At 56.0% G+C, this 20,886-nt stretch carries 13 protein-coding genes; 3 read left to right on the plus strand and 10 right to left on the minus strand.

From position 1 onward, the window contains the following. Positions 1-102: 102 nt before the first annotated feature. The 6 genes from SFX18_04355 to SFX18_04380 all read right to left on the minus strand — a co-directional run bounded on the left by SFX18_04355 (position 103) and on the right by SFX18_04380 (position 9,095). On the minus strand, positions 103-1,914 hold the full coding sequence (locus tag SFX18_04355) for an ABC-2 transporter permease (protein ID MDX1962359.1): 1,812 nt from the start codon (positions 1,912-1,914) through the stop codon (positions 103-105). Then, a complete protein-coding gene (locus SFX18_04360; protein ID MDX1962360.1) occupies positions 1,911-2,870 on the minus strand; it encodes an ABC transporter ATP-binding protein in 960 nt (319 codons plus the stop codon). Before SFX18_04360 ends, SFX18_04355 begins: the two co-directional genes overlap by 4 nt. 223 nt (positions 2,871-3,093) lie before the next feature. Continuing rightward, complete coding sequence (locus SFX18_04365) at positions 3,094-5,319, minus strand: hypothetical protein (GenBank protein ID MDX1962361.1); 2,226 nt, start codon at positions 5,317-5,319, stop codon at positions 3,094-3,096. 101 nt (positions 5,320-5,420) lie between these two features. Continuing rightward, entirely contained in the window at positions 5,421-5,714 is a 294-nt protein-coding gene (locus tag SFX18_04370; GenBank protein MDX1962362.1) for a hypothetical protein, read from the minus strand. Positions 5,715-5,974: 260 nt separating this feature from the next. After that, positions 5,975-6,679, minus strand: coding sequence for a transglutaminase-like domain-containing protein (locus SFX18_04375; protein ID MDX1962363.1), 705 nt, complete (start codon positions 6,677-6,679; stop codon positions 5,975-5,977). Between the two features lie 301 nt (positions 6,680-6,980). Then, positions 6,981-9,095: a S46 family peptidase gene (locus SFX18_04380; protein MDX1962364.1), complete on the minus strand. Its 2,115-nt coding sequence runs from the start codon at positions 9,093-9,095 to the stop codon at positions 6,981-6,983. Positions 9,096-9,353: 258 nt separating this feature from the next. Here SFX18_04380 and SFX18_04385 point away from each other — a divergent pair, with 258 nt between their 5' ends. Continuing rightward, positions 9,354-9,683 carry a hypothetical protein gene (locus tag SFX18_04385; protein MDX1962365.1) on the plus strand — a complete coding sequence of 110 codons (330 nt, stop codon included), beginning with the start codon at positions 9,354-9,356 and terminating at the stop codon, positions 9,681-9,683. 251 nt (positions 9,684-9,934) lie between these two features. Here the strand turns inward: SFX18_04385 and cls are convergent, their stop codons facing one another. Continuing rightward, positions 9,935-11,419: a cardiolipin synthase gene (cls, locus tag SFX18_04390; GenBank protein MDX1962366.1), complete on the minus strand. Its 1,485-nt coding sequence runs from the start codon at positions 11,417-11,419 to the stop codon at positions 9,935-9,937. A gap of 190 nt (positions 11,420-11,609) precedes the next feature. Here cls and SFX18_04395 point away from each other — a divergent pair, with 190 nt between their 5' ends. Next, a complete protein-coding gene (locus SFX18_04395; GenBank protein MDX1962367.1) occupies positions 11,610-13,439 on the plus strand; it encodes an ABC transporter ATP-binding protein in 1,830 nt (609 codons plus the stop codon). A 55-nt stretch (positions 13,440-13,494) separates the two neighbouring features. Then, positions 13,495-15,312 (plus strand): ABC transporter ATP-binding protein, encoded by a 1,818-nt coding sequence (locus SFX18_04400; GenBank protein ID MDX1962368.1) that lies wholly within the window; start codon positions 13,495-13,497, stop codon positions 15,310-15,312. 92 nt (positions 15,313-15,404) lie between these two features. On the opposite strand, the gene SFX18_04405 is transcribed toward SFX18_04400, so the two are convergent. From SFX18_04405 to SFX18_04415, 3 genes are all read right to left on the minus strand, one after another. Continuing rightward, positions 15,405-16,340, minus strand: a complete 936-nt coding sequence (locus SFX18_04405) for an SGNH/GDSL hydrolase family protein (protein ID MDX1962369.1) — start codon at positions 16,338-16,340, stop codon at positions 15,405-15,407. A gap of 323 nt (positions 16,341-16,663) precedes the next feature. Then, entirely contained in the window at positions 16,664-16,879 is a 216-nt protein-coding gene (locus tag SFX18_04410; GenBank protein MDX1962370.1) for a type II toxin-antitoxin system HicB family antitoxin, read from the minus strand. Positions 16,880-17,276: 397 nt separating this feature from the next. Continuing rightward, positions 17,277-20,720 carry a pyruvate carboxylase gene (locus SFX18_04415; protein ID MDX1962371.1) on the minus strand — a complete coding sequence of 1,148 codons (3,444 nt, stop codon included), beginning with the start codon at positions 20,718-20,720 and terminating at the stop codon, positions 17,277-17,279. Positions 20,721-20,886: the final 166 nt, after the last annotated feature.

A 20,886-nucleotide genomic window follows, 5' to 3' on the forward strand; every position in this document is an offset into this window, starting at 1 on the left:
AACCGCGCTTGGACGTTTATGCCAACTATTGTAAACCGACCGGAAAAATTTCGCCTAGGGAATTTGCCAAATTTTGCCGCCCCACCCTTAACAATGGCCTATTTATGGCTCCGACGAGTCCCAGGGGCTGGCGGGGCGGTGCAGTTGGGCCCGCGCTTGTTCGGCCTGGTCGAGGGCGACGCGTGTGGGGACCATTAGCCGTTCTTGCCGCATTTCGGCCATGATTCCGGGCAAATTAGCCAGCAGGCAGGCCCCTCCCGCCACTAGGACAAAGACCACCGGCGACTCCCGGTCGTAAATTCGATTTGCCGAATTCGAATACTCCAGAATAATCATCCAAAACGGATTGGTCCAATAGATCAAGGAATCCGCCGATACCACCGGGCGATCCAAAAAAACCAGATAAATCATCGGCCAGCCGATCCCGCACAGGATCATCAGCACATGCACCAAAATCCGCAAAAAAAACGAGCCGACATACGATCGCTGGGCATAGCGCAGAAAGATCGCCCCCAGGCCGAGGTACAGCATAAGATATCCGCCGATCATGAGCGCGACGCGGGTCATGCTAAAATTTAGTCTCCAGGACTGATAATAGTTATTTAAATTTGAAGTCTGCAAACTGGAAAACCAATAATATTCCAAAAACACAAACATCGCCGCCACGGCGATATAGTTGGCCAGCGCGTACAAATATCCCCGTCCCGGACCGGGGTACAGCCAGCTAAAAAAGACTTTGGCAAGCTCTGACCGGGGTAGTTCCCGCTTGACCCGGGGGGAGAGCAAATCGGATTCGCCGGTGGCGAATACGCCCATGATGTACCAATAGGCGGCGGAAACCAGAAACAGCAGGCGCATGATCAACTGGGCCTCGCCGGGGGAGTTATCGTTGATGATCAGTTGCAGCAGCGCGCAGGCCCAGCCAAAGAATAGCGCGTGCTGGATGACTGTCCAGACCCGCAGCGCGGTGGCCCGGTTGTCGCTGGGAAAAGTGATTTGCGATGCCCCGGCTAGATAAAACAGATAGCCGGTGGTGGTGATTGCCAGGATTAATCCGACCTGCACAATCCAATAGAGGGGAGTCTCTAACCCGCGGGAAAAGACTTGGCTTTGGATTAACTCGTACATCAGGGGCTGGCAGCCATAAAAGGCCAAAAACAGGCCAATGATCAGACCCACCATGACCAGCGTTTGCCAAAAGCGTTCCTTGGTCACGGTGGCCAGCATGAGCGCCGCGGTGGTGAATAAAAGCGACGCCAACACCAAATAAAGCAATACAAAACCGATCGTGGGAAAGTCAATCCCCCGCAGCATGTAGGTAAAGGTCAAACAAGGGACGACCGCGCTAAAATAGAGCAGCATTTGCACGACCGCGCTGGCGAATTTACCCCCCACGATCTGTCGAGGAGTCAGGTTGGTGACGGAGAGTAGCTCAAACGTCTTGTCCTCGGTCTCGGTCGCGAGCGAGCGAAAGGCCATAAACGGCACAATAATCAACAACGGAAAAGAAAGGATCGCGCTGTATCCCTGAAAGACAAAATCTCCGGGGGTTTGCTGCTGTTGGCCGGAACGGATCCACGTTGCGCTAAAAAACGACCAGATCCAGCAGGCCCCCAACATCAGCAAAAAGGTAATGAGGAATTGCCGGCTTTTGAGCGCTTGGCGGCATTCCTTGACCAAGATGGGGTTAAACCATTCCCCGGCGGTTTCCAACGTATCGTCGATCGCGTTGGCCCAGCCGCGCGGCGCGAGGCCCAGGGGAATATCAAGCGCGGCGGCTCCTCCCGCGGTACCCATCGTGGCTGTCGGGTGGGAAATAGCTGACCCTATACCACCGAGTCCCTCCCGGCCCCGGGATGTTAAGTCCGACTCGACGGCATCCGGGCCTGGGGAAATTGAAATGGGATCGCTCATTGGACTAGCCCCTTGGTGACTTGGATAAAGACTTCTTCGAGGGATTTCTTTTGCGCGCCAAAGGCCACCACGGGAAAATCCGCCAGGATGAGTTGCCGCAGCAGGGCGGCCTCGTCCAGTTCGTTCCCTTCCAGGGCAAAGCTAAGCGTTTCGCCGCTGCGCTGCACTTCGGCGATTTTGCCGGTGGCCAGCAGCCATTCGCGCGCCGCGGCGGCCCCTCCATCACCCAGCACGCGCAGGCGAATCCAGACCCGCCGGTCGTCCCCCGATTGTTCATGGGTCAGGCGCTCTGGCGGACCGACGTACAAGATGCGTCCCTGTTCGATAATTCCCACCAGGTCGCACATTTCGCCCAATTCGCTGAGGATGTGAGAGCTGATAAGGATTGTTTTGCCATCGGCGGCAAGCTGGCGGATCATTTCCCGCAGTTCGATCCGCGCCCGGGGGTCCAGCCCCGCGGCGGGTTCGTCCATGATCAGCACCGCCGGGTCATGGATGATGGTGCGTCCCAGGCAAAGCCGCTGCTTCATCCCTTTGCTCAGGCCGGTGATCGGTTTATCGGCCAGTTGATCAAGCTGGGTAAAGTGCATCACGCGGGAGAGCGCGCGGCGGCGGTCGGTCCCCCGCAGGCCGTAGGAGCGGGCAAAAAAGTCCAGGTATTCACGGACGTTGACGTTTGGATAAACGCCAAAGCTATCCGGCATAAAGCCCAGCCGCGCGCGGACGCGGTCGGGATCATTGATGGATGAAAATCCATCCACAAAGGCATCGCCATAGTTAGGCAGTTCCAACGTGGCCAAGATCCGCATGCTGGTGGTTTTGCCCGCGCCATTTGGCCCGATATAGCCAAAGACCTGGCCCCGGGGCACGCAAAACGAAATATCATTGACCGCCTTGGTCTTGCCAAAGGAGCGGTGCAAATGACGAAACTCGATCATCGGTTGCGTGGCTATCATGGAAGTTGCTTCAATTACAAATTACAAATTAAGAATTACGAATTGATTCGCAATCATAAATCGTTCTGACTGCCGCGACCCACGATTCTCGACCCTTAACCCGCCGATGCCATCGGCGGCTTTGTTAATTTCAGGCTCAATCCCCAACGACATATCTGCCTCCCGTCTCCCGTCTCCCGCCTGCCTTCTCCCGTCTCTCGCAACCCGCCTCCCGCGACTCGCCTCACCATTTTCCAATCACCAAATGCAGTCCATGCGGTTCCACACTAGCGGCGGTCCCCAACTCCAGATCGGGTTGCTGCTCTAAAATGGCGTAGTAGGTCCGTCGGGGGGCGGAGTCGGTCAAGCTCAACCAACGGCCGTTGATGGCCGCCTCCAGGGGATCGCCTTGCGGCAGGCCCCCCGTGGGATCAACCAAAGAGGGAAAGGGATTGCTGGTGCTCGAGTTGTACCCGCCGCTGATAAAAAAATCCAAATCCGCCCCTTTGGCAAAATCGACACACTGCTGATTGACACTCCCCGCGGGAATAGCGGTGGCGTTGGCCGCGGCATTATCTTCAAGATTGGCCAGGACATGCCAATTCCCCTGTTCATCCTTGATCAGCGCTTTTAAAATTTTGGACCCCAGCAAGTTTTGCACCCGCAACGTTCCGGAGCTGTCGGCGAACTTTAACTGACGACGGCTGGTCTGGACCCGGTTGGTCAAAAATTGCACCGGCACGCGGGAAAGCAGCCACCCCTGCCTGAGCGATTGGATCTTCCGCGAGTTTGCATCCCCCTCCGCCAGCCAATCCAGCCGCAATTCATTTCGGGAATTATGATCTTGCCTAATGAGCGGGTAGATCGCGGTCTGGTCGGAAAACGCCAGCCCCGCGCTGGGGGCGATACCCGCAAAGTACGACAACCGTCCCCGGACAATTTGCCGTTCGGCCGATTGATCCAGCCAGGTGACGCTGCGGGTCCGCAGGCGCACCCCCAAGCCGTCAGAATACAAGGTATACAACAATAATCCGCTGGTAATAACCAACGCGCTTAGCGGGATGGTTATGAGCAGCCAACTCAGCCTCTTTTTGCGGATCAAATAAAACAAATTCATCGGGCCGATAAATAGCACAAACAGCGTGATCAATATTTGAAACGCGGTGATCGGTGGTTCTCCCACGCCGGCGATATAAAAATCGGTGGGGTTGGAAGAATGGGGGGAAGAGCTGGACTCGACCCCTTGTTGTTGCGACCAAGTGGGAAGGTGATGCAAAATTGGCGTGTAGTCGGGGTTGTTGTTTGCCTCGACCGCCACGCCGATCACCCAGCCGCTGCCAAACGGGCGGCAGGCGATCAACGTATCCGCGGGCCAGCCAGCTTGAATCAGCCGCTGCCGGTAATCGTCCGTCTGGGCGCCGGAATGGGGATTTTGCAGGCGATCCGGCACTTTCCAACCGGAAAAGGCTTTTTCATTTTCAGCCGCTTGATTCGCGGGCACATTTTCCACCCAATCATCCACCTTTTGCCAGATACTTCCTTGGGTTGGATCCGGTGGAAGCTCCTGCTCCACGACCAAGAACCCCCCGCTGGCAACCCAGTCCCGCAGCGCGCGGGCTTGGGGGGGGAAATTCTTTTGTAGGTTGGTCAGGTCGTCGGGCCTGGCCAAGGTTGCCACTAGCGTGGAATACCCTAGCCAGTTGGTGGGAAGTTCCGACAGCGAGGAAAGTTGCGTCTCTTGAAAATTGGGGTTTTGGTACATTAAAAATGATGTCGGTTGCCCCTGGGAACGGGTATTGGCAATTTGCAAATGGGAATTTGCCATGGCGGGAGAAGTGGCCACGCGTAGGACATGGGTTTGGAAACTATCCCCCCCCACGGTCTGATAATTTGGAGGGATCTGAAAATCCGAAAGAGTCAGAAATGGCGAGGTATTATTAAACTGTCCCCGCTGATTTACAAAGTAAAAGTTTTGAAAAGAAAGTTCGGGCACGGGCTTGCCGTCGATGGAAGTTTCAAAATCATAATTGCCATAAAAAAACGACGCCGGAACCAGCATGCTATGTGCTGATTTGGCATTGGCCGGCAAAATCATCCTGTCGGAAATGCGCCAGGAGTTTTGCGAAAGCCGATGGCTGTAGACAAATTGAATTTCCCGATCGACGGCCACGGGAGCGGTGGTTTTTACCGTAATTCGCAACGGACGATAACCTGGACCATCCGGCCAGGTGTTGTCCAGTTCTAATTCTAATTGCGAGGGATTGGCAACGGGTACCGAACCGGGAGGAAAATTAATCGAGAAATTGGTTAGCCCCTGCGCCGTGGATCCGGGATTAAGTGTGGAATTAGGATTAACAGACGATTGCTGAAAACCCGGGAGATAAATTTTTACTCCCTGCGCCGCCGCCGGGAAAGCGGCGCAAAACGCCACGCAGACCGACGCCAAGATGGTTATCGTCCAAGTTCGCATGCCCACGACCCGTTATAAAAAGGGTAAAAACAAAGCCGAGGATGGTGTCGGCGGTGTGAGTATCATGGGTTGTGGCCCATTGAGATTTTGCCTGTGCCGCGTTATTCGTTTTCCGAGATATTGGCCGGTCGCATGCCGACGGGGGATTCTTGTTCCGCGCCCGGGACCATGGCCGGTGTGACCGAGCGGCGAAACGGGGTCAATAGCCCCATGGCATAGACTAGCCCGAATAGTAATGCCGCCGAGAGGGCGCTGGCCAGCAGCAACAACCCCGCCGCCGCGGCCCCATACATCCAACTGCGGTCGCTTTGAAATAAGGTAATACAAAAGAGCAGTAACGCGCCGATCAGAATACCCAGGAGCAACCGGCTCAGAGTGAATTGCGGCAATAGCATGCTGGATTTCCGTAATAGTAAATATACATGGGCGAAAAGCGCGGGATTTGGGATCGTTGTCGCTGGCTCCAATATAAAGATATTTTCCCGCCACTGCAAAAGAGAAACCGGTCAAAGCCGAATCGCCAACGCAGTCCCGCCCAAGCATGTATTCCGCCTGCAACCATTCGCTCCGTGGTTAAAAATCTTGGCAAATGGTCAAAACCCCCCCTTCCGGGCCAGTATTTCCGATAGGGCCGTTTTCTTGATTTGAAACGGAATCAATCCCGAGGCACAACTTGCAAGGGGCGTAAAAACGCCTCGATCACTTGCCGCTGGCGCTCCTCCCCGGTCTGTTGAAATACGGTCCACAGATTTAACAAAATGCGTCCCAGCCATTGCGGGTGCGCGGCAAGCGGAAGTTCATCCCATGTGAGTTGAATGGACTGCCCCAGCACGCGCGAAAGCTGCTCGGCGGCTTCCGCGGTGGAGAGCAGTCGTCCCCCGGCAAAGGGATCAATAAGTTGCCAATCGGTCGTGGCAGAGCCGTCCGCCATGACCGCCGCCAAAAAATGCCCCGGCGTGTTGACCCCCTCCACCACTAAGCCCACGCGCTCGGCGACGGCTTTGTAGACCAGCGTTAACAGCACCGGCAAACCCCTCCGCCGCTCCAAGACCAGGGGCAAATAACTCATTTGCGGCTGATAATAATTTTCGGGATCGCCACGAAATCCCAGCGTGGCAAATAATTCTTCGTGCAAGTGGGCCAATACCGCCGTCGGCGCGCGGCTGGTCAAGGGACGAATCACCGTGGAGGCGATATCGTCAAGTTGGCGAAGTGACTGATCGGGATGCCAGTCGCTGTTGACCTGCCAGGCAATTGCCCCCACCCCCCGCACCAGCGAGTCCGTCTGGTCCAGTGTGGCCAGTTGCGCCTGGTAAAATTGCCAGACCTCGGGCCGGATCAGGTGGGGAGAAATTGGCATGGTCATTTATTGGCAACAAGTCGGAAAGACGGTTTCGGCGTCATTGCGAATCGTTAAATTCTTCAAGCAGCCTAAAGTTTATTCGATTTCCAACTCACAGATAGCAACATGCGATTGATCCCACAGGCCATTTGTAAATGTGGGCCATAGGCCCAACCTATCCCAGCCTAGGGCAAGCGCAGCGTCGCCCTAGGTTAATAGAAACCACAATAAGCAGGGTCATCGGCCCGATTCATCCGCCTCGACCCACGGTAATTTGGCGGCCAGTTCCTTGGATTTGAAGCTGCGGCCCCCACGACAATTACTTACCTTTCCGCAGTTCCTCCACCAACTCGCGGGCGTCGTACACTTTATCCAACGCTTCGATGATTCCCGCCGAATGAACCGAAACCGCGCGGGCCTGGGTGTCGGAATAGGCAAAATCAAGCACTAATGACTGGATATTGCCATCAAAGATGATCCCCACGATTTCGCCCGCGCGATTTACCACCGGGCTACCGCTATTACCGCCGATGATGTCCGCCGTGCTTATAAAGTTAAACGGCGTATCAAGGCGCAGGCGATCCTTGGCCTTGATCCAACTTTCGGGAAGTTGAAACGGGTATTTATTGTCATGCTTTTGCGCATGTTCAAAGGCCCCTCCCAGCGTGGTCCACGGAGGGACCACCGTGCCGTCCGGCTCTGTAAAGCCACGCACCGTCCCAAAGGCCAGCCGCAGGGTAAACGTGGCGTCGGGATAGACGCTGGTCCCGGCGGTGGCAAAACGGGCTTTGGCGATTTTAGCATACGCCTGGCGCAGTGGTTCCTCCAGGACCGACTCCATCGTCTTGCGCACTTCGCGGGCGGCCGGATCCACCAACAATGCGAGCTTGATCATCGGGTCTTCGCTGGCCTTGATCGCCGCCAAGCCCCCATCAAAGAGTTCCTGCCGATAGGCAATATCCCGCAATTTGCTGCCGCGAATCAGTTCCGCCGCCCGTTCCCGGGGGGATTTGCCCGCTAGCACCTGGGCCAGCAGTTCGTGCCGCCGTTGGCTGGTGGCGGAATCGGGCTGCACCGCCCAGCCATCACCGGCTTGCATTTCCTGGTACAAGCCCAGGGAGTCGGCCAATTTGGCGATTTCCAGTGCTTCGTAAAGAGGCGCGGCGGAAAAGAGTTCTTGCTTGAGCGAGTCCAAGGCGGATTCGCGGTACTCGCGCAGGCGTTCGGCGTTGGGTTTTTCCCGCTCGATCGCCAGGCGCACCAGATCGCGGGCGATGTCAAAATAGCGGGAATCAAACGCCTCCGCCCGCTCCAACAGCAGCAATTCAAAGTAAATCGGTTTGATCCCCGCCAAACCGTCGGCAATTTCGGTCCAGGCGGCGGCGTTCTCTGATTGGGAGGGATCGTTTTTGAGAGTGGCCCGCAGGTGGTTCTCGGCGGCGACTTTGGCCTGCATCACGGCGGGATCTTGCAAGCCCGCCAACCCCCCCAACCGCGCTTTGCGGCTATTTTGAATGCCAAACAATTCATCCTGGGCCTGGAGCGCGTTTTCGGCATTGCGGTCGCTGTAGTTCTTTAATAGGACTTCGCGCCGTTTGAGCAAATTAAGCTGCCAGGGGAATGTCCAATCTCGCATAAATTCCAGATGGGCGACGGTGTTTTGGCGATCGGTCTTGCCGGGATGGCCGGCGACAAAGACCAGCTCATTTTCCGCCGCGCCGTGCGCGCTCCAGGTCAGATGGTGAGGCACCTGGGCGGGTTGGCCGTTTTCGTACGCGCGAAAAAAGCAAATATCCAAGTCATAGCGGGGAAATTCAAAATTGTCCGGATCCCCACCAAAGAACGCGATCTTGTGTTCCGGGGCAAAGACCAGCCGCACATCGGTGTATTGCTTATAAGAGTACAGATGATATTCGCCCCCCTGGTACAGGGTGACCACATCGCTGCGCAGGCCGGTTTTTTCCTTGGCCGATTGTTCGATGGTGTTCATCGCGGCGCGGCGGGCTTTTTCGGCGTCGGCGGAGGACATTCCGTCCTTGACCGCCGCCATGACCTGGGGCGTGACATCCTCAATTTTGACCAGAACATTTAGTTCCAGATCGAGGCACTTGATTTCTTGATCCAGGGACCGGGCATGAAAACCGTCGTTGAGATAGTCGTGCTCGGGAGAGCTCAACTTGGCCAGCGCGTCCGCCCCAACGTGATGATTGGTCATGACCAATCCCCGTGGCGAGACAAACGATCCGCTGCCGCCGCTATTAAAGCGCACCGCCGATTGCCGCAGATGGGACAGCCACTCGGCGGAGGGGGAAAAATCATAGCGCTCCCGCAGGGTGGCCAATGGCGGATTGGTAAAGAGCCACATCCCCTCATCGGCGCTCAGCCGGGGTGCGTGTGATAATAGAAAGGTGGTTGGCATCAACAGGGAGGCCATAAACAACCCGAAGGAAAAGAAAGTTGATCGTAAATTCGAGGCGGATGCCATAAAAATATTCCAAGAAAACTAGGCGCAATTGTGGGTTACGAAAGAAATGATTCTCCCGCACACGCCTATTTTATCGGTTGTCTGTGGAAATGCCAGAGCGGAGGTAGCGGGGCGGAGAACAACCAAATCATTTTCGCGGGGCGAATAAATCTCGACAAATTATCTGTTTCCGATAAAATAATGATATCACTAAATGGAGTTTAAATGATGCAACGCGATCAAGTCTTACACGCCGCCATGGCATTACCAGTAATAGATCGTGAATATGTGATTCTCGCGCTGGAAAAAAGTTTGGTGCAAGTTGACACACCACAGCCCGATGAAATTCGAGAATCCGAATCGGGTTTATTCGACCAGGATTTGCTAGAGGAATTACAATCGCGTTCCGCTGGTTATCGTAATGGAACGATTCAGGCCCGATCCGCAGAAGAAGTGTTAGCCGATCTGCAAAGCTCGCTAGCGGACGAAATCCATTGTGAATATTCGGATTTTAGCCGACGCGCAAGCGGAGATTCAGGCTGCGCAACAGTATTTTAATTCCCAGCAAGATGGACTAGGGCGGCGTTTTATAGACGAATTATGGGAAACATTCGGAAGGATCAAAAAACGCCCCTATATGTTTGGGAAACTAGAAACTTTGCCCCCAAGCTCCCCGTATCGCAGAGGGTTGCTAAAAACTTTTCGTTATGCGGTCATCTATTAAATATTACTGGACGAAATTCTAGTCGTGGCGGTGTGTCATACCAGTCGTAAGCCAAATTATTGGCTGCGTAGAAAAAAGTAACCCCCTACAGCATCGGCGAAAAGAGCCGCGCGACCCCGTCCCGCAGTTTTATCAGCCACTGACGCCTGTGAAGTGCGTCCCGGGTGATCCGCACGGCCCCCGCGATTCGCCGATCCGCGTGAACCAACAATTCGCGAACAAGTGTTTCGTCGTAACATTCCACATTAAATTCAAAATTCAGCCGCAGGCTACGCGGGTCCCAATTTGCCGAGCCAAACAACGTCCACACGCCATCCACCACCAGTAGCTTGGAATGATCAAAGATGCCAGGCGTTTTCCAGACGCGGCAGTCCCGCTCGAGGACAAGCGGCAAAGTCCCCTGGCACGCCCATTGCACCAATTGCAGATTATTGGTGGCGGGCAAAATGATATCTACCCGCACGCCGCGTAAGACGGCGACGTGCAGGGCCTCGATCAAGGTGTCATCCGGCAGAAAATACGGGGTCATGATGACGATACGCTGTTTAGCCAGGGTGATCGCCGCGACCAGCGTGGTGCGCAGTTCGCCCCGGTCCTCGTCGGGTCCCGAGGGAGCTCCGCGGGCCAGCATTTTTCCCGCCGGTGAAATTTCGGGAAACCAGCGTTCATTGTCTAATATTTCCTGCGTGGTGAAGTACCAGTCCTCCGCAAAGGCCTCTTGCAGTTGTCCCACCACCGGCCCCGCGCACAAAAAGTGCAAATCCTCAAGCGGGGCGCAGCGGTGCGGGTCCTCGCCGCAGGTCCCCGCGCGAATGTTCATCCCGCCGGTAAATCCCGTTTGACCGTCGATAACCATGATTTTGCGATGCAGGCGCAAATTGCTATAGGCAAACCGCGTCGGCAAGAACGTCCGCATAAAGCATTCGACCTGCACCCCTGCCGCGCGCAAGGGCCCCACCACGGTAGGCCAACTGTACCGCGAACCCACATCATCGATCAGCACGCGGACCGCCACGCCGCGCTGCACCGCCGCCGCTAGCGCGGCGATAAACTGCTTTCCTAAAAGATCGTTATCAAAAATATAGGTGCATAGATTGATTGAATCGCGCGCGTCGCCTATCGCCGCCAGCATTTCCGCATAGGCCAGCTTTCCTCCCCACAACGGCCGGCAGTTGTTTCCCTCTAACAATGGTTGTTCCGTGAGTGTGTCTAACAACGGCACCAGCGATTCCAGGTGGCGCGCGGCGGCGGGAAGATTTTCTCCCGAGGGTTCGGCGGGTACCCGCGATTCTTTATAAAAAGTCCGCTGGTATGATTTTCGCGACCGTAGGCGTTTGGCTTTACGTTCGATCCGATTAACGCCAAACAAGATATACAACACCGCGCCAATCAGGGGGGTCAAATAAATCAGGCCCACCCATAAGATCGCGGAGCGCGTGTCCCGCTTGTTTAAGACAGCGTGAATGCCGCACCCAAATTCTAATAAAAATCCCCCCGCCGCCACGAGCACCACCCACGACTCGGAAAGCCAGGCCATCATCTCTGAGTTGGCAAAAAGCGGGTATGGCATAAATATTGCTATGTTTGTGGGAGTTTGCCAGGTAATCGTCTCGCTTGATAGGCAGCGCGGGCGGATCGCCCACATTGCCGGATCAGGGGCATTGCCATATCAAGGAGGGGGAATTTTTGCTACTGTAAGGTAAATTGCCAAATTGTGTAACAGTTATTGTGATGTTTCCCGCCGCCTGTGTAACTCTCCCGTGAGTCCCCCCCCCGCGAAATCGACCCCGGCTCCCTCTTCCTGGGCGTTATTGTTACGTCTGCTCGGCCTCGGGTGGAAGTACCGCCTGGCATGTCTGCATGTGCTGGCGCAGCAGCTACTTTTGGTGGGGTTGTCGCTGGGGCAACTGTATTTAGCCGGATTGGGGATCGATGTGATTCGGTGGCAATTAGACTCCGCGGCCCAGGCAAATCCCTGGCCCGCCTGGCTGGAGTTTCCCCGGGCGTGGAGTCCGCTCACCCAGGTGGCGGCGATCGCGGGGGTGATTTTATTCGCGGCGGTGTTCCACGCGGTGATGCGGTACCGGGCAACCATCGTCATGACCCGCTTGGCGCAAATGAAAATTGTGTTTCAGTTGCGGACCGCCGTTTATGACAAATTGCAGCGGCTCAGTTTTCGTTTTTTTGACGCGAACCAAAGCGGTTCCATCATTAATCGCGTTACCGGCGATGTGCAAGCCGTGCGGATGTTTATCGACGGCGTGCTGATCCAAGTGCTGACGGTCGGATTATCTTTGGCCTTGTATCTGGCCTATATGCTGAGCATCCATGTATGGCTGACGCTGGCCTGTTTGGCCACGACGCCGCTCTTATGGCTGGGCGCGGTGGTCTTTTCGCGGATTGTGCGTCCCCAATACCAGCAAAACAGCAAACTGGTCGATCAGATCATGCTGGTCCTTTCGGAAAATGTGCAGGGGCAATCCGTGGTCAAGGGCTTTGGCCGGCAAGCGGCGGAGATCGAGAAATTTGCCGCCGCCAACGCCGCCGTCCGCGACCAAAAAAATCAAATCTTTGCCACTGTCTCTTGGTTCCAGCCTTTAATGGGGTTTTTGACCCAAATTAACATGGTCGTGTTGCTGGGTTATGGGGGATATCTGGTTGTTTCGCGTCAACTAGAGTTAGGCCTAGGCCTGTTCGTGTTTGCCAAACTCTTGCACGAGTTTGCCAACCAGGTCGGCCAAATCACCAATATAGCCAATTCCATCCAGGCCAGCTTTACCGGCGCTGAACGGGTGTTCGAGATTTTGGATACGCCGTTGGAGGTGCAAAATCCCCCCGCGCCCCGGATACCCCCGGTCCTCTTGGGAGAAGTCCAGTTTGAGAATGTCAATTTTCAGTATCTATCTGGCACACCCATCCTGCAGCAAGTTGAATTTACCGCCCGACCGGGGCAGTGCGTGGCGATTTTGGGGGCGACCGGCGCGGGTAAAAGCACGCTGGTCAGCCTCATCCCGCGATTTTATGACGCCACCGCGGGGCGCATCCTGGTGGATGGGCTGGATGTCCGCGAGTGGGACCTGGACGTGCTACGCCGCAATGTGGGCCTGGTGTTTCAAGAGAGCTTTTTGTTTAGTAATACGGTGGCGGCGAATATCGCGTTTGGCCATCCGGGGGCGACCCGCGAACAGATCGAGCGAGCGGCAAAAATTGCCGCCGCGCATGAGTTTATTGTGGATTTGCCACACGGGTACGACACGGTTATTGGCGAATACGGCACGGACCTTTCTGGTGGGCAGCGGCAACGGTTGGCCATCGCGCGGGCGGTGCTGCTGGAACCGACGATCTTGATCATGGATGACGCCCTGGCCGCGGTCGATCCCGAGACCGAAGGGGAAATCGTGGCCGCCATGGAAAGCGCCATGCGCGGCCGAACGACGTTTGTCATTGCGCACAGATTAAGCACGATCCGACGCGCGGATTTGGTGTTGGTATTGCAAAATGGAAAAATTATCCAGCGCGGCACGCCAGCGGATTTGTTAGAGACCGCGGGACACTACCGCGCCGTGGCGGAACTACAGCTAAGTAATTAAGAATTAAAAATTAAGAATTAAGAATTACCGCACTCCTCCAAACACCACTTCCACCGTGTCCGCCACCGCCTACAGCTATCAGCGCACTCTCACCCGCGTGGAAAAGCGCGAGGATGAGGAATACGAGCAGCGTCCGCTGGACTATGCGCTGGTGCGGCGGATCATGGGCTATATTCGTCCCTATGCCCGCGAGCGCAACCTGCTGTTTATCAGTTGTCTACTGCGGGCGGTGCAGCTTCCCGCGCTGGCGGCGATCATAGCCATGGCGATCAAGGGCCCAATCGCCGCGGGGGACATGACCGGCGTGGTGTGGCACATGCTGGCGTTTTTGGCCTTGGCGGCATTCACGTCTTATACGTTCCACTATCGCCAAAAGCTGTCGCTGGTCCTGGGGGAGGCCGTGGTCCATGACCTGCGCAACGATCTCTTTCGCCATTTACAAACCATGCCCATGGCCTTCTTTCACCGGACCAAGCTAGGCCGCATTATCAGCCGCATGGCGTCCGATGTTGAGGAAGTCCGCCTAGGCGTGCAAGAAGTCCTGTTTATCGCGGTGGTGTCGCTGGGTCAGATGGTCATTTCCGCCGCGTTCATGTTGTATTATGACGCGGGGCTGTTTCTGTTGGTCTTGGCCATGGCACCCGGTTTGTGGTTGATCAATCGCACCTTTCATAAAAGCATGAGCGATGTCCTGCGCCGCCTGCGCGAGTCCTTTAGCCGGGTGACCGCCACCCTGGCCGAAAGCGTTAACGGCATCCGCGTGACGCAAGGGTACGTCCGCCAGGATACCAACGCCCGGATGTTTGGCGAACTTTTGGGGGATCACGCGCGCTACAACTATCAATACAGTCGAATTAACGGCATCTTCTTACCGCTGTTGGATCTCAACAATCAGGCGCTGGTCGCGGTGTTGTTAATTATCGGCGGGTGGCGGGCGCTCGCCCCCGAACCGACCATTGCGGTGGGGGATCTGGTCGGCTTTTTCTTTATGGCCCACACGTTCTTTGGTCCGATCACCATATTGGGCAATCAATACAATCAAGCCTTGACCAGCATGGCGGGGGCGGAGCGGGTTTTTAAACTATTGGACACGCCCCCCGACTGGCGGGATGATCCCCAGGCGACGGAACTAACGGATTTTCAAGGGAAAGTGGAGTTTCGCGGCATTACATTTGGTTACGACCCCGCCCGGCCCGTCCTGCACGACATTTGCTTTACTGCCCAGCCGGGGGAATCGATCGCGCTGGTGGGCCATACGGGGAGTGGCAAAACGTCCATCATTAACCTGCTGGCCAAGTTTTATCTACCACAAAGCGGCGAACTCTTGTTGGATGGCCGCGACATCCGCCAAATCACGGGTGAATCACTGCACCAGCGGATCGCGCTCGTCCTACAGATGAATTTTTTGTTTTCCGGCAGTGTCGCCCACAATATCCGTTATGGACGGTTGGACGCGACGGATGAGCAGATTGAGGATGTCCTGCGGCGGTTGAATTGTTGGGACCTGATCGCGAAGTTGCCGCAGGGGTTGGAGACGCCGGTGGGAGAGCGCGGTTCGCTGATTTCGCTGGGACAGCGGCAAGTGATCTGTTTTGCCCGGGCGCTGATCGCCGATCCGCGAATCTTAATTTTGGACGAGGCGACCAGCAGCGTCGATGCCCTGACCGAGGCGCGGTTGCAACTAGCCCTGGGCGTGCTCATGCGCGGGCGGACCAGCTTTGTCATCGCCCACCGGCTGAGCACCATCCGCCAAGCCAACCAGGTGTTGATGCTGGATCATGGGCGGATCGTGGAACGGGGGACGCATGCGGAGTTGCTGGCTGCGGCGGGACCCTACGCCCGGTTGTACGAGCGATTTTTGGCGGGGCGGTAGGGGGGGAATTTCACTATAAAAATTATGCTCGTACCGAACATTGTGCGAATACAAGCCCAGAGGGCTGAAATCTTTATAGTTTCTACAGAAATTTAATTATGTGTTTGTGTATAAAAGTATATGCTACTCGCCAAGATTAACATTAGTAAATATCCCGGTTCCGGCACCAGCAAGGCCGCCTGGGCACCTAGGATCGTGTGGACGCGGCCCGTGGGATGCACGCCATCAAAAAAGACGTAACTGTCGGGGTCGGGCGTGACCAACTCGTAGGCCAGGCCAAAGTTGGGGTCCAGTAATGTCGCCGAATCGGTCGTATTGACAAAGCCGAATGCCGCGGGATCGGCGAGGACATCATCAAACAATCCCTGCACATCCAATAAGTAAAATTGCGCATTGTAGCGTGTGGCCAGCACGCCCAGTGCACCGGGTAACATGGCGTTAAACTCAGCCGCAGCCGCATCCAGGACGCCGGAGAGCGGGGTGGTGCGATAGCTGGGCGTCAGCCCTAGCGGGGGCAAATTGGGGACGATGAATTCCCGTGCGCCAGCCAGTGCCAAACGCTCCAGCACATCGCCGAGTGCCTCAACCACACTGCTAGGTGTAATGCCGGCCGTGGGATTATCCGCCGCAAAGAACAGGTCATTGGCCCCGCCCCAGACAGTGAACAGATCGCCGGGCTGGGGCGAATGCACTGCCAAGTACCGCGTGGCCTGGGTTTGCAGATCCGGCGCGCCAAAGGGAGAACTTCCCGCGATACGCGCGCCGCCGTAGGCATAATTTGTCCCGCCAGTCAGGCTGGGCGTGGGTGCCGACTGGCCGATGGCGCGGGCCAAATGCTCGATCCAAACCGGCCCGCTGCTAAATCGTCCCGGAAAGTACGGGGGGGCGGGGGGAACAAAGCCATTGGTGGCCGCGCGAAAATTGCCGGTATCCGACAGACTATCTCCCAAGGAGATAATCGCGGCGGGGACGGGAGTAACCTGCAAGAGTAGGCAAAATACCGCAGAAATCAGAAGCTGTTTAAGCATGGGATATTTGGCTTCCGTGAAAATATGGCAGATCCGCGGCAATAAGCAGAAATTACATGAGAGCATAACAATGTTTAAACTTATTGTCATGTTACTGCAACTACAACAACGCGCGAAAATCCTCCCTGCTCAACTCACAATCCCGCAATATCTTGCTGAGTAATCCTGGGCCAATAGTTTCGCCACTATGAACCGGAATTACTGTGGCGCGACCGTCAGGATGCTTAAAAAAATGATGGCTACCACGCACCCACTCTTCATTAAAACCGATGCTGTGATCGCCTTAATGATTTCCATTCCCGTGAGTGCCGGAAGCTTTCCGCTCATGATGCAACCGTTACGCGTTGCACGCCCACAAATTCCAGTCCTACACCAGAATATTCCTCGCTGTCTTGATATAAGCAGATCGCCTCGCGAATCCGCTCGATCAGTTCATCCAGGGATTGGGCTTGGGTATGGCAGCCGGGTAAAGCGGGAACCGAGGCGATGAAGAATCCCTCTTCGTCGCGCTCAATTACCACATGAAATTCTTTGCTCATGATAATTACCAGTTATGGTTGTAAAATGCCTTGTGTCAGTGATGCAATGCAATACTTTGAATTATCGCTTAAAAGTAAGTGATTTCAAGCATGGACAATTTCTGAGGTAGGCCAAAGTTATTAAATCATGCGATAGGAGAATCCCGTAATTACGAGCAAGCTGACGACTCTGCATAGTTTTAGGCCAGTTTGGTTGGTTAGATATTGTCGAAAAATATTGTTAATCTCCGACATATTCTAACTAGGCGAAAACATGTGGGTGGAAAGTTGAAATGGATCAGTTGTATAAAAATCGTGCCGCCTATTCACACATCCTTCCCACCATTCGCCTTCACAGTTTTTGCAACTAGCTACAAATTCTGCATTTTTCATTCTGAATTCTTAATTGTCAGCCCCCCTACTCCAGCACCGCCAGCAGTTCCCCCGCTTCGACCGGCGTTCCTGGTTTGACCAGCATCTCGGCGATGCGTCCTTCCTGTTCCGCGTACAGTGTCGTTTCCATCTTCATCGCCTCCAGCGTGATCAGCTTTTGCCCCTTGGCCACCTGATCCCCCGGCTTGGCCGCGACCAAGACCACCAGCCCCGGCATGGGGGCGGCGATTTGCTTAGGGTTATTGGGATCGGCCTTCGGCCGCTTGGTGATTTCCCCCTCCAGGGATTTATCGATGACGGTCACACTGCGCGGTTGGCCGTTCAGCTCAAAAAAGACCGTCCGGCTGCCATCGGCGTGTGGCTCGCTCACGGTCAAAAACCGCACAATCAGTGTTTTGCCCCGCTCGATTTCTAGCGTTAGCTCTTCGCCGGTTTGCTGCCCATACAAAAAATACGGCGTGGGTAGTGTGCTGGTGTCGGCATATTTTAGTACGTGCTGGCAAAAATCTTGATACACCCGCGGATACAGCACATAGGTGATCGTTTCTTGGCTAGTTGGCGCGCGGCCCAGAATCGGTTGCAGTTTTTCCGCCGCAGCGGCCAGGTCGGCTGGCGGCAGCGATTCCCCCGGGCGGCCCGTCATCGCGGGCGTGTCTCGCAAAATCCGTTGCATCACCTGCGGCGGAAAGCCACCCGGCGGCTGGCCCATGCGTCCCCCGACTAGGTCAATCACCGACTCGGGAAAGGCAAATTCGCGGTCGGATCGCAGCAAATCCGCGCACGTCAGATTGTTTGTCACCAAAAATAGGGCCAAATCACCCACTGATTTACTCGTGGGCGTGACTTTGACGATGTCGCCCACAAGCTGGTTAACCTCGGCATAGGCTTGGCAGACTTCTTCCCAGCGGTTGGACAATCCAAGCGCGCGGGCTTGCTCCTGCAGGTTGGTAAATTGACCGCCGGGCATTTCGTGCAGGTACAAGTCGGCGTCGCTGGCCCGCATATCGCTTTCAAAGGGGACGTAATACTGCCGCACATCCTGCCAATAGTGGGCCAGGCGGCGAAGTTGTTCGTGGTCAACGGTGGTGGAGCGGGGCGTGTGGCGCAGGGCCTCGACCAGGGCGTTCAGGTTGGGTTGGGATGTCAAACCGCTAAACGGGGCTAGCGCTCCGTCAATGACATCCACTCCGGCGTCGGCCGCCTGCAGCAAACTGGCTCCGCTTATGCCGCTGGTGTCGTGCGTATGGAAATGGATGGGGATGCCGATTTCTTGCTTGAGTGCTGCGACCAGTTGTTTCGCGGCGTAGGGTTTGCACAGGCCCGCCATGTCCTTGATGGCCAAAAAGTGAGCCCCCATTTTTTCTAGTTCCTTGGCCAATTCGACATAGTACTTGAGGTTATACTTGGGCCGGGCGGGATCGAGAATATCGCCGGTGTAGCAGATCGCCGCTTCGCAGATACCGCCGTGGCGTAGGACTCCTTCCATGGCCACGCGCATGTTAGGGACCCAGTTAAGCGGGTCGAAGATGCGAAACACGTCCATGCCCGCCTGGACGCATTCGCGGATAAAGACATCCACGACGTTGTCGGGATAATTGGTGTAGCCCACGGCGTTGCTGGCGCGCAGGAGCATCTGAAAGAGAATGTTGGGGATTTTTTCGCGTAATTGCGCCAGCCGCTGCCAGGGACATTCCTTGAGGAACCGCATACTGGTGTCAAAGGTCGCTCCTCCCCACATTTCCAGGGAAAAGAGTTGCGGGGCCATGCGGGCATACGCGTCGGCGATTTGCAGCATGTCATAGGTCCGCATGCGCGTGGCTAAGAGCGACTGATGCGCATCGCGCATGGTGGTATCAGTGACAAAGACCTGGTCCTGCTGGCGCACCCAGGCGGCGAATTTGGCCGGGCCCAGCTTTTTTAGTTGATCACGGGTCCCTGACGCGGGAGTAACCGTGGCGTCGTATGTCGGCAAGCGCGCGGGATCGCGAAAGGTCGCCCGGGGACGGTCCTTGACCAGGCTGTTGCCATTGACGATCACCTCGCCCAGAAACTGTAGGAGTTTGGTCGCGCGGTCCTTGCGGGAAGTAAACTGAAACAGTTCGGGGGTTTCGTCGATAAACCGGGTGGTGCACTGGCCAGCTAAAAATTTGGGATTCAGGATCAGATTGACTAGGAATGGCACATTGGTTTTTACGCCCCGGACGCGAAATTCTTGCAGACAGCGTTCCATTCGGCGGGCGGATTCCTCAAGAGTGCGGCCCCGGGCGCAGACCTTGACCAAGAGCGAATCATAATAAGGAGTCACAAGTGCGCCGCTAAACGCCGTCCCGGCGTCCAGGCGAATGCCCAACCCGCTAGCGGAACGATAAGCAGTCATTCGGCCATAATCCGGCACAAACCGGTTTTCGGGATCTTCGGTCGTGACGCGGCATTGAATGCAAAAACCGCTAGTCTGTATGGCTCCCTGATTCCCCAGGCCAATCGCGGGATCGGATAGTTTTAGCCCCTGCGCTACCAAGATTTGCGTGCGGACAATATCCAGGCCGGTCACTTCCTCGGTCACGGTATGTTCCACCTGAATGCGGGGATTGACCTCGATAAAGTAAAACTGATTAGTGTCGGCATCGACCAGGAATTCCACCGTTCCCGCGTTTTGATATTTTACCGCCCGGCCAATCGCCAGCGCGGCGTCGCATAGTTGCTTCCGCAGGTTTGAATCCAGATTGGGGGCGGGGGCGATTTCGACCACCTTTTGATGCCGCCGCTGCAGCGTGCAATCCCGTTCCCAAAGGTGCACCAGATTGCCGTGCGCATCCCCCATGATTTGGACTTCGATGTGTCGTGCCCGGGCGACAAACTTTTCCAAAAAGACATCCCCGCTGCCAAACGCGGCGTTTGCCTCGCGTTGGGCGCTTTCAAGTTGCGGAGCCAGTTCCGCGGCGGTCTGCACGATCCGCATGCCGCGCCCGCCGCCGCCATGCGCCGCCTTTAACATGATGGGGTAGCCCAGCCCGTCGGCCAGTTGGGTTGCTTCGGCCAGGTCCTTAACCGGGGAAGAACTGCCAGCTAGGATCGGCACGTTGGCCAGGCGGGCAATATCCCGCGCGGCGGTTTTGTCCCCCAGCTTTTGCAGGGACTCCAGCTTGGGTCCGACAAAGATAATGCCATTGGCGTCGCAAGCGCGGCGCAATTCGGGATTTTCGCTGAGGAAACCATAACCGGGGTGAATGGCGTCGATCTGGTGCGCTTTGCAGATCGCCATGATTCCCGGTATGTCCAGGTAGGCGCGGATCGGCTCCCCCGCCTTGCCGATTAAGTACGATTCATCGGCCTTGAAACGATGCAGCGCGTAGCGATCCTCGTGGGAATAAATAGCCACCGTCCGAATGCCCAGCTCGTGGGCGGTGCGAAAGACGCGAATGGCGATCTCGCTACGATTGGCAACCAGCAGTTTGCGAATAGTGGGCATAGTCTGCGCGCGGAAGGGAATTGCGGGTGCGGTGAAAACTCGGGCCAAACGGGCAACATATTCCATAGTGCGCCCTGGGCCACATTATGGGGGATGCCGCGAAAATTAGGAATAGAGGGGGGGCGGGGAAGATCGCGGAGTCTAATTACAAAGCCGCCGATGGTAT

Source organism: Pirellulales bacterium, from assembly GCA_033762255.1.
Classification (GTDB): domain Bacteria; phylum Planctomycetota; class Planctomycetia; order Pirellulales; family JALHPA01; genus JANRLT01.

Coding starts and splice junctions, on each gene's coding strand:
- SFX18_04365 (MDX1962361.1), bottom strand. CDS start 5,319: ATGCGAACTTGGACGATAACCATCTTGGCGTCGGTCTGCGTGGCGTTT.
- SFX18_04380 (MDX1962364.1), bottom strand. CDS start 9,095: ATGGCCTCCCTGTTGATGCCAACCACCTTTCTATTATCACACGCACCC.
- SFX18_04405 (MDX1962369.1), bottom strand. CDS start 16,340: ATGCTTAAACAGCTTCTGATTTCTGCGGTATTTTGCCTACTCTTGCAG.
- SFX18_04370 (MDX1962362.1), bottom strand. CDS start 5,714: ATGCTATTGCCGCAATTCACTCTGAGCCGGTTGCTCCTGGGTATTCTG.
- SFX18_04385 (MDX1962365.1), top strand. CDS start 9,354: ATGCAACGCGATCAAGTCTTACACGCCGCCATGGCATTACCAGTAATA.
- SFX18_04360 (MDX1962360.1), bottom strand. CDS start 2,870: ATGATAGCCACGCAACCGATGATCGAGTTTCGTCATTTGCACCGCTCC.
- cls (MDX1962366.1), bottom strand. CDS start 11,419: ATGCCATACCCGCTTTTTGCCAACTCAGAGATGATGGCCTGGCTTTCC.
- SFX18_04410 (MDX1962370.1), bottom strand. CDS start 16,879: ATGAGCAAAGAATTTCATGTGGTAATTGAGCGCGACGAAGAGGGATTC.
- SFX18_04415 (MDX1962371.1), bottom strand. CDS start 20,720: ATGCCCACTATTCGCAAACTGCTGGTTGCCAATCGTAGCGAGATCGCC.
- SFX18_04375 (MDX1962363.1), bottom strand. CDS start 6,679: ATGCCAATTTCTCCCCACCTGATCCGGCCCGAGGTCTGGCAATTTTAC.
- SFX18_04355 (MDX1962359.1), bottom strand. CDS start 1,914: ATGAGCGATCCCATTTCAATTTCCCCAGGCCCGGATGCCGTCGAGTCG.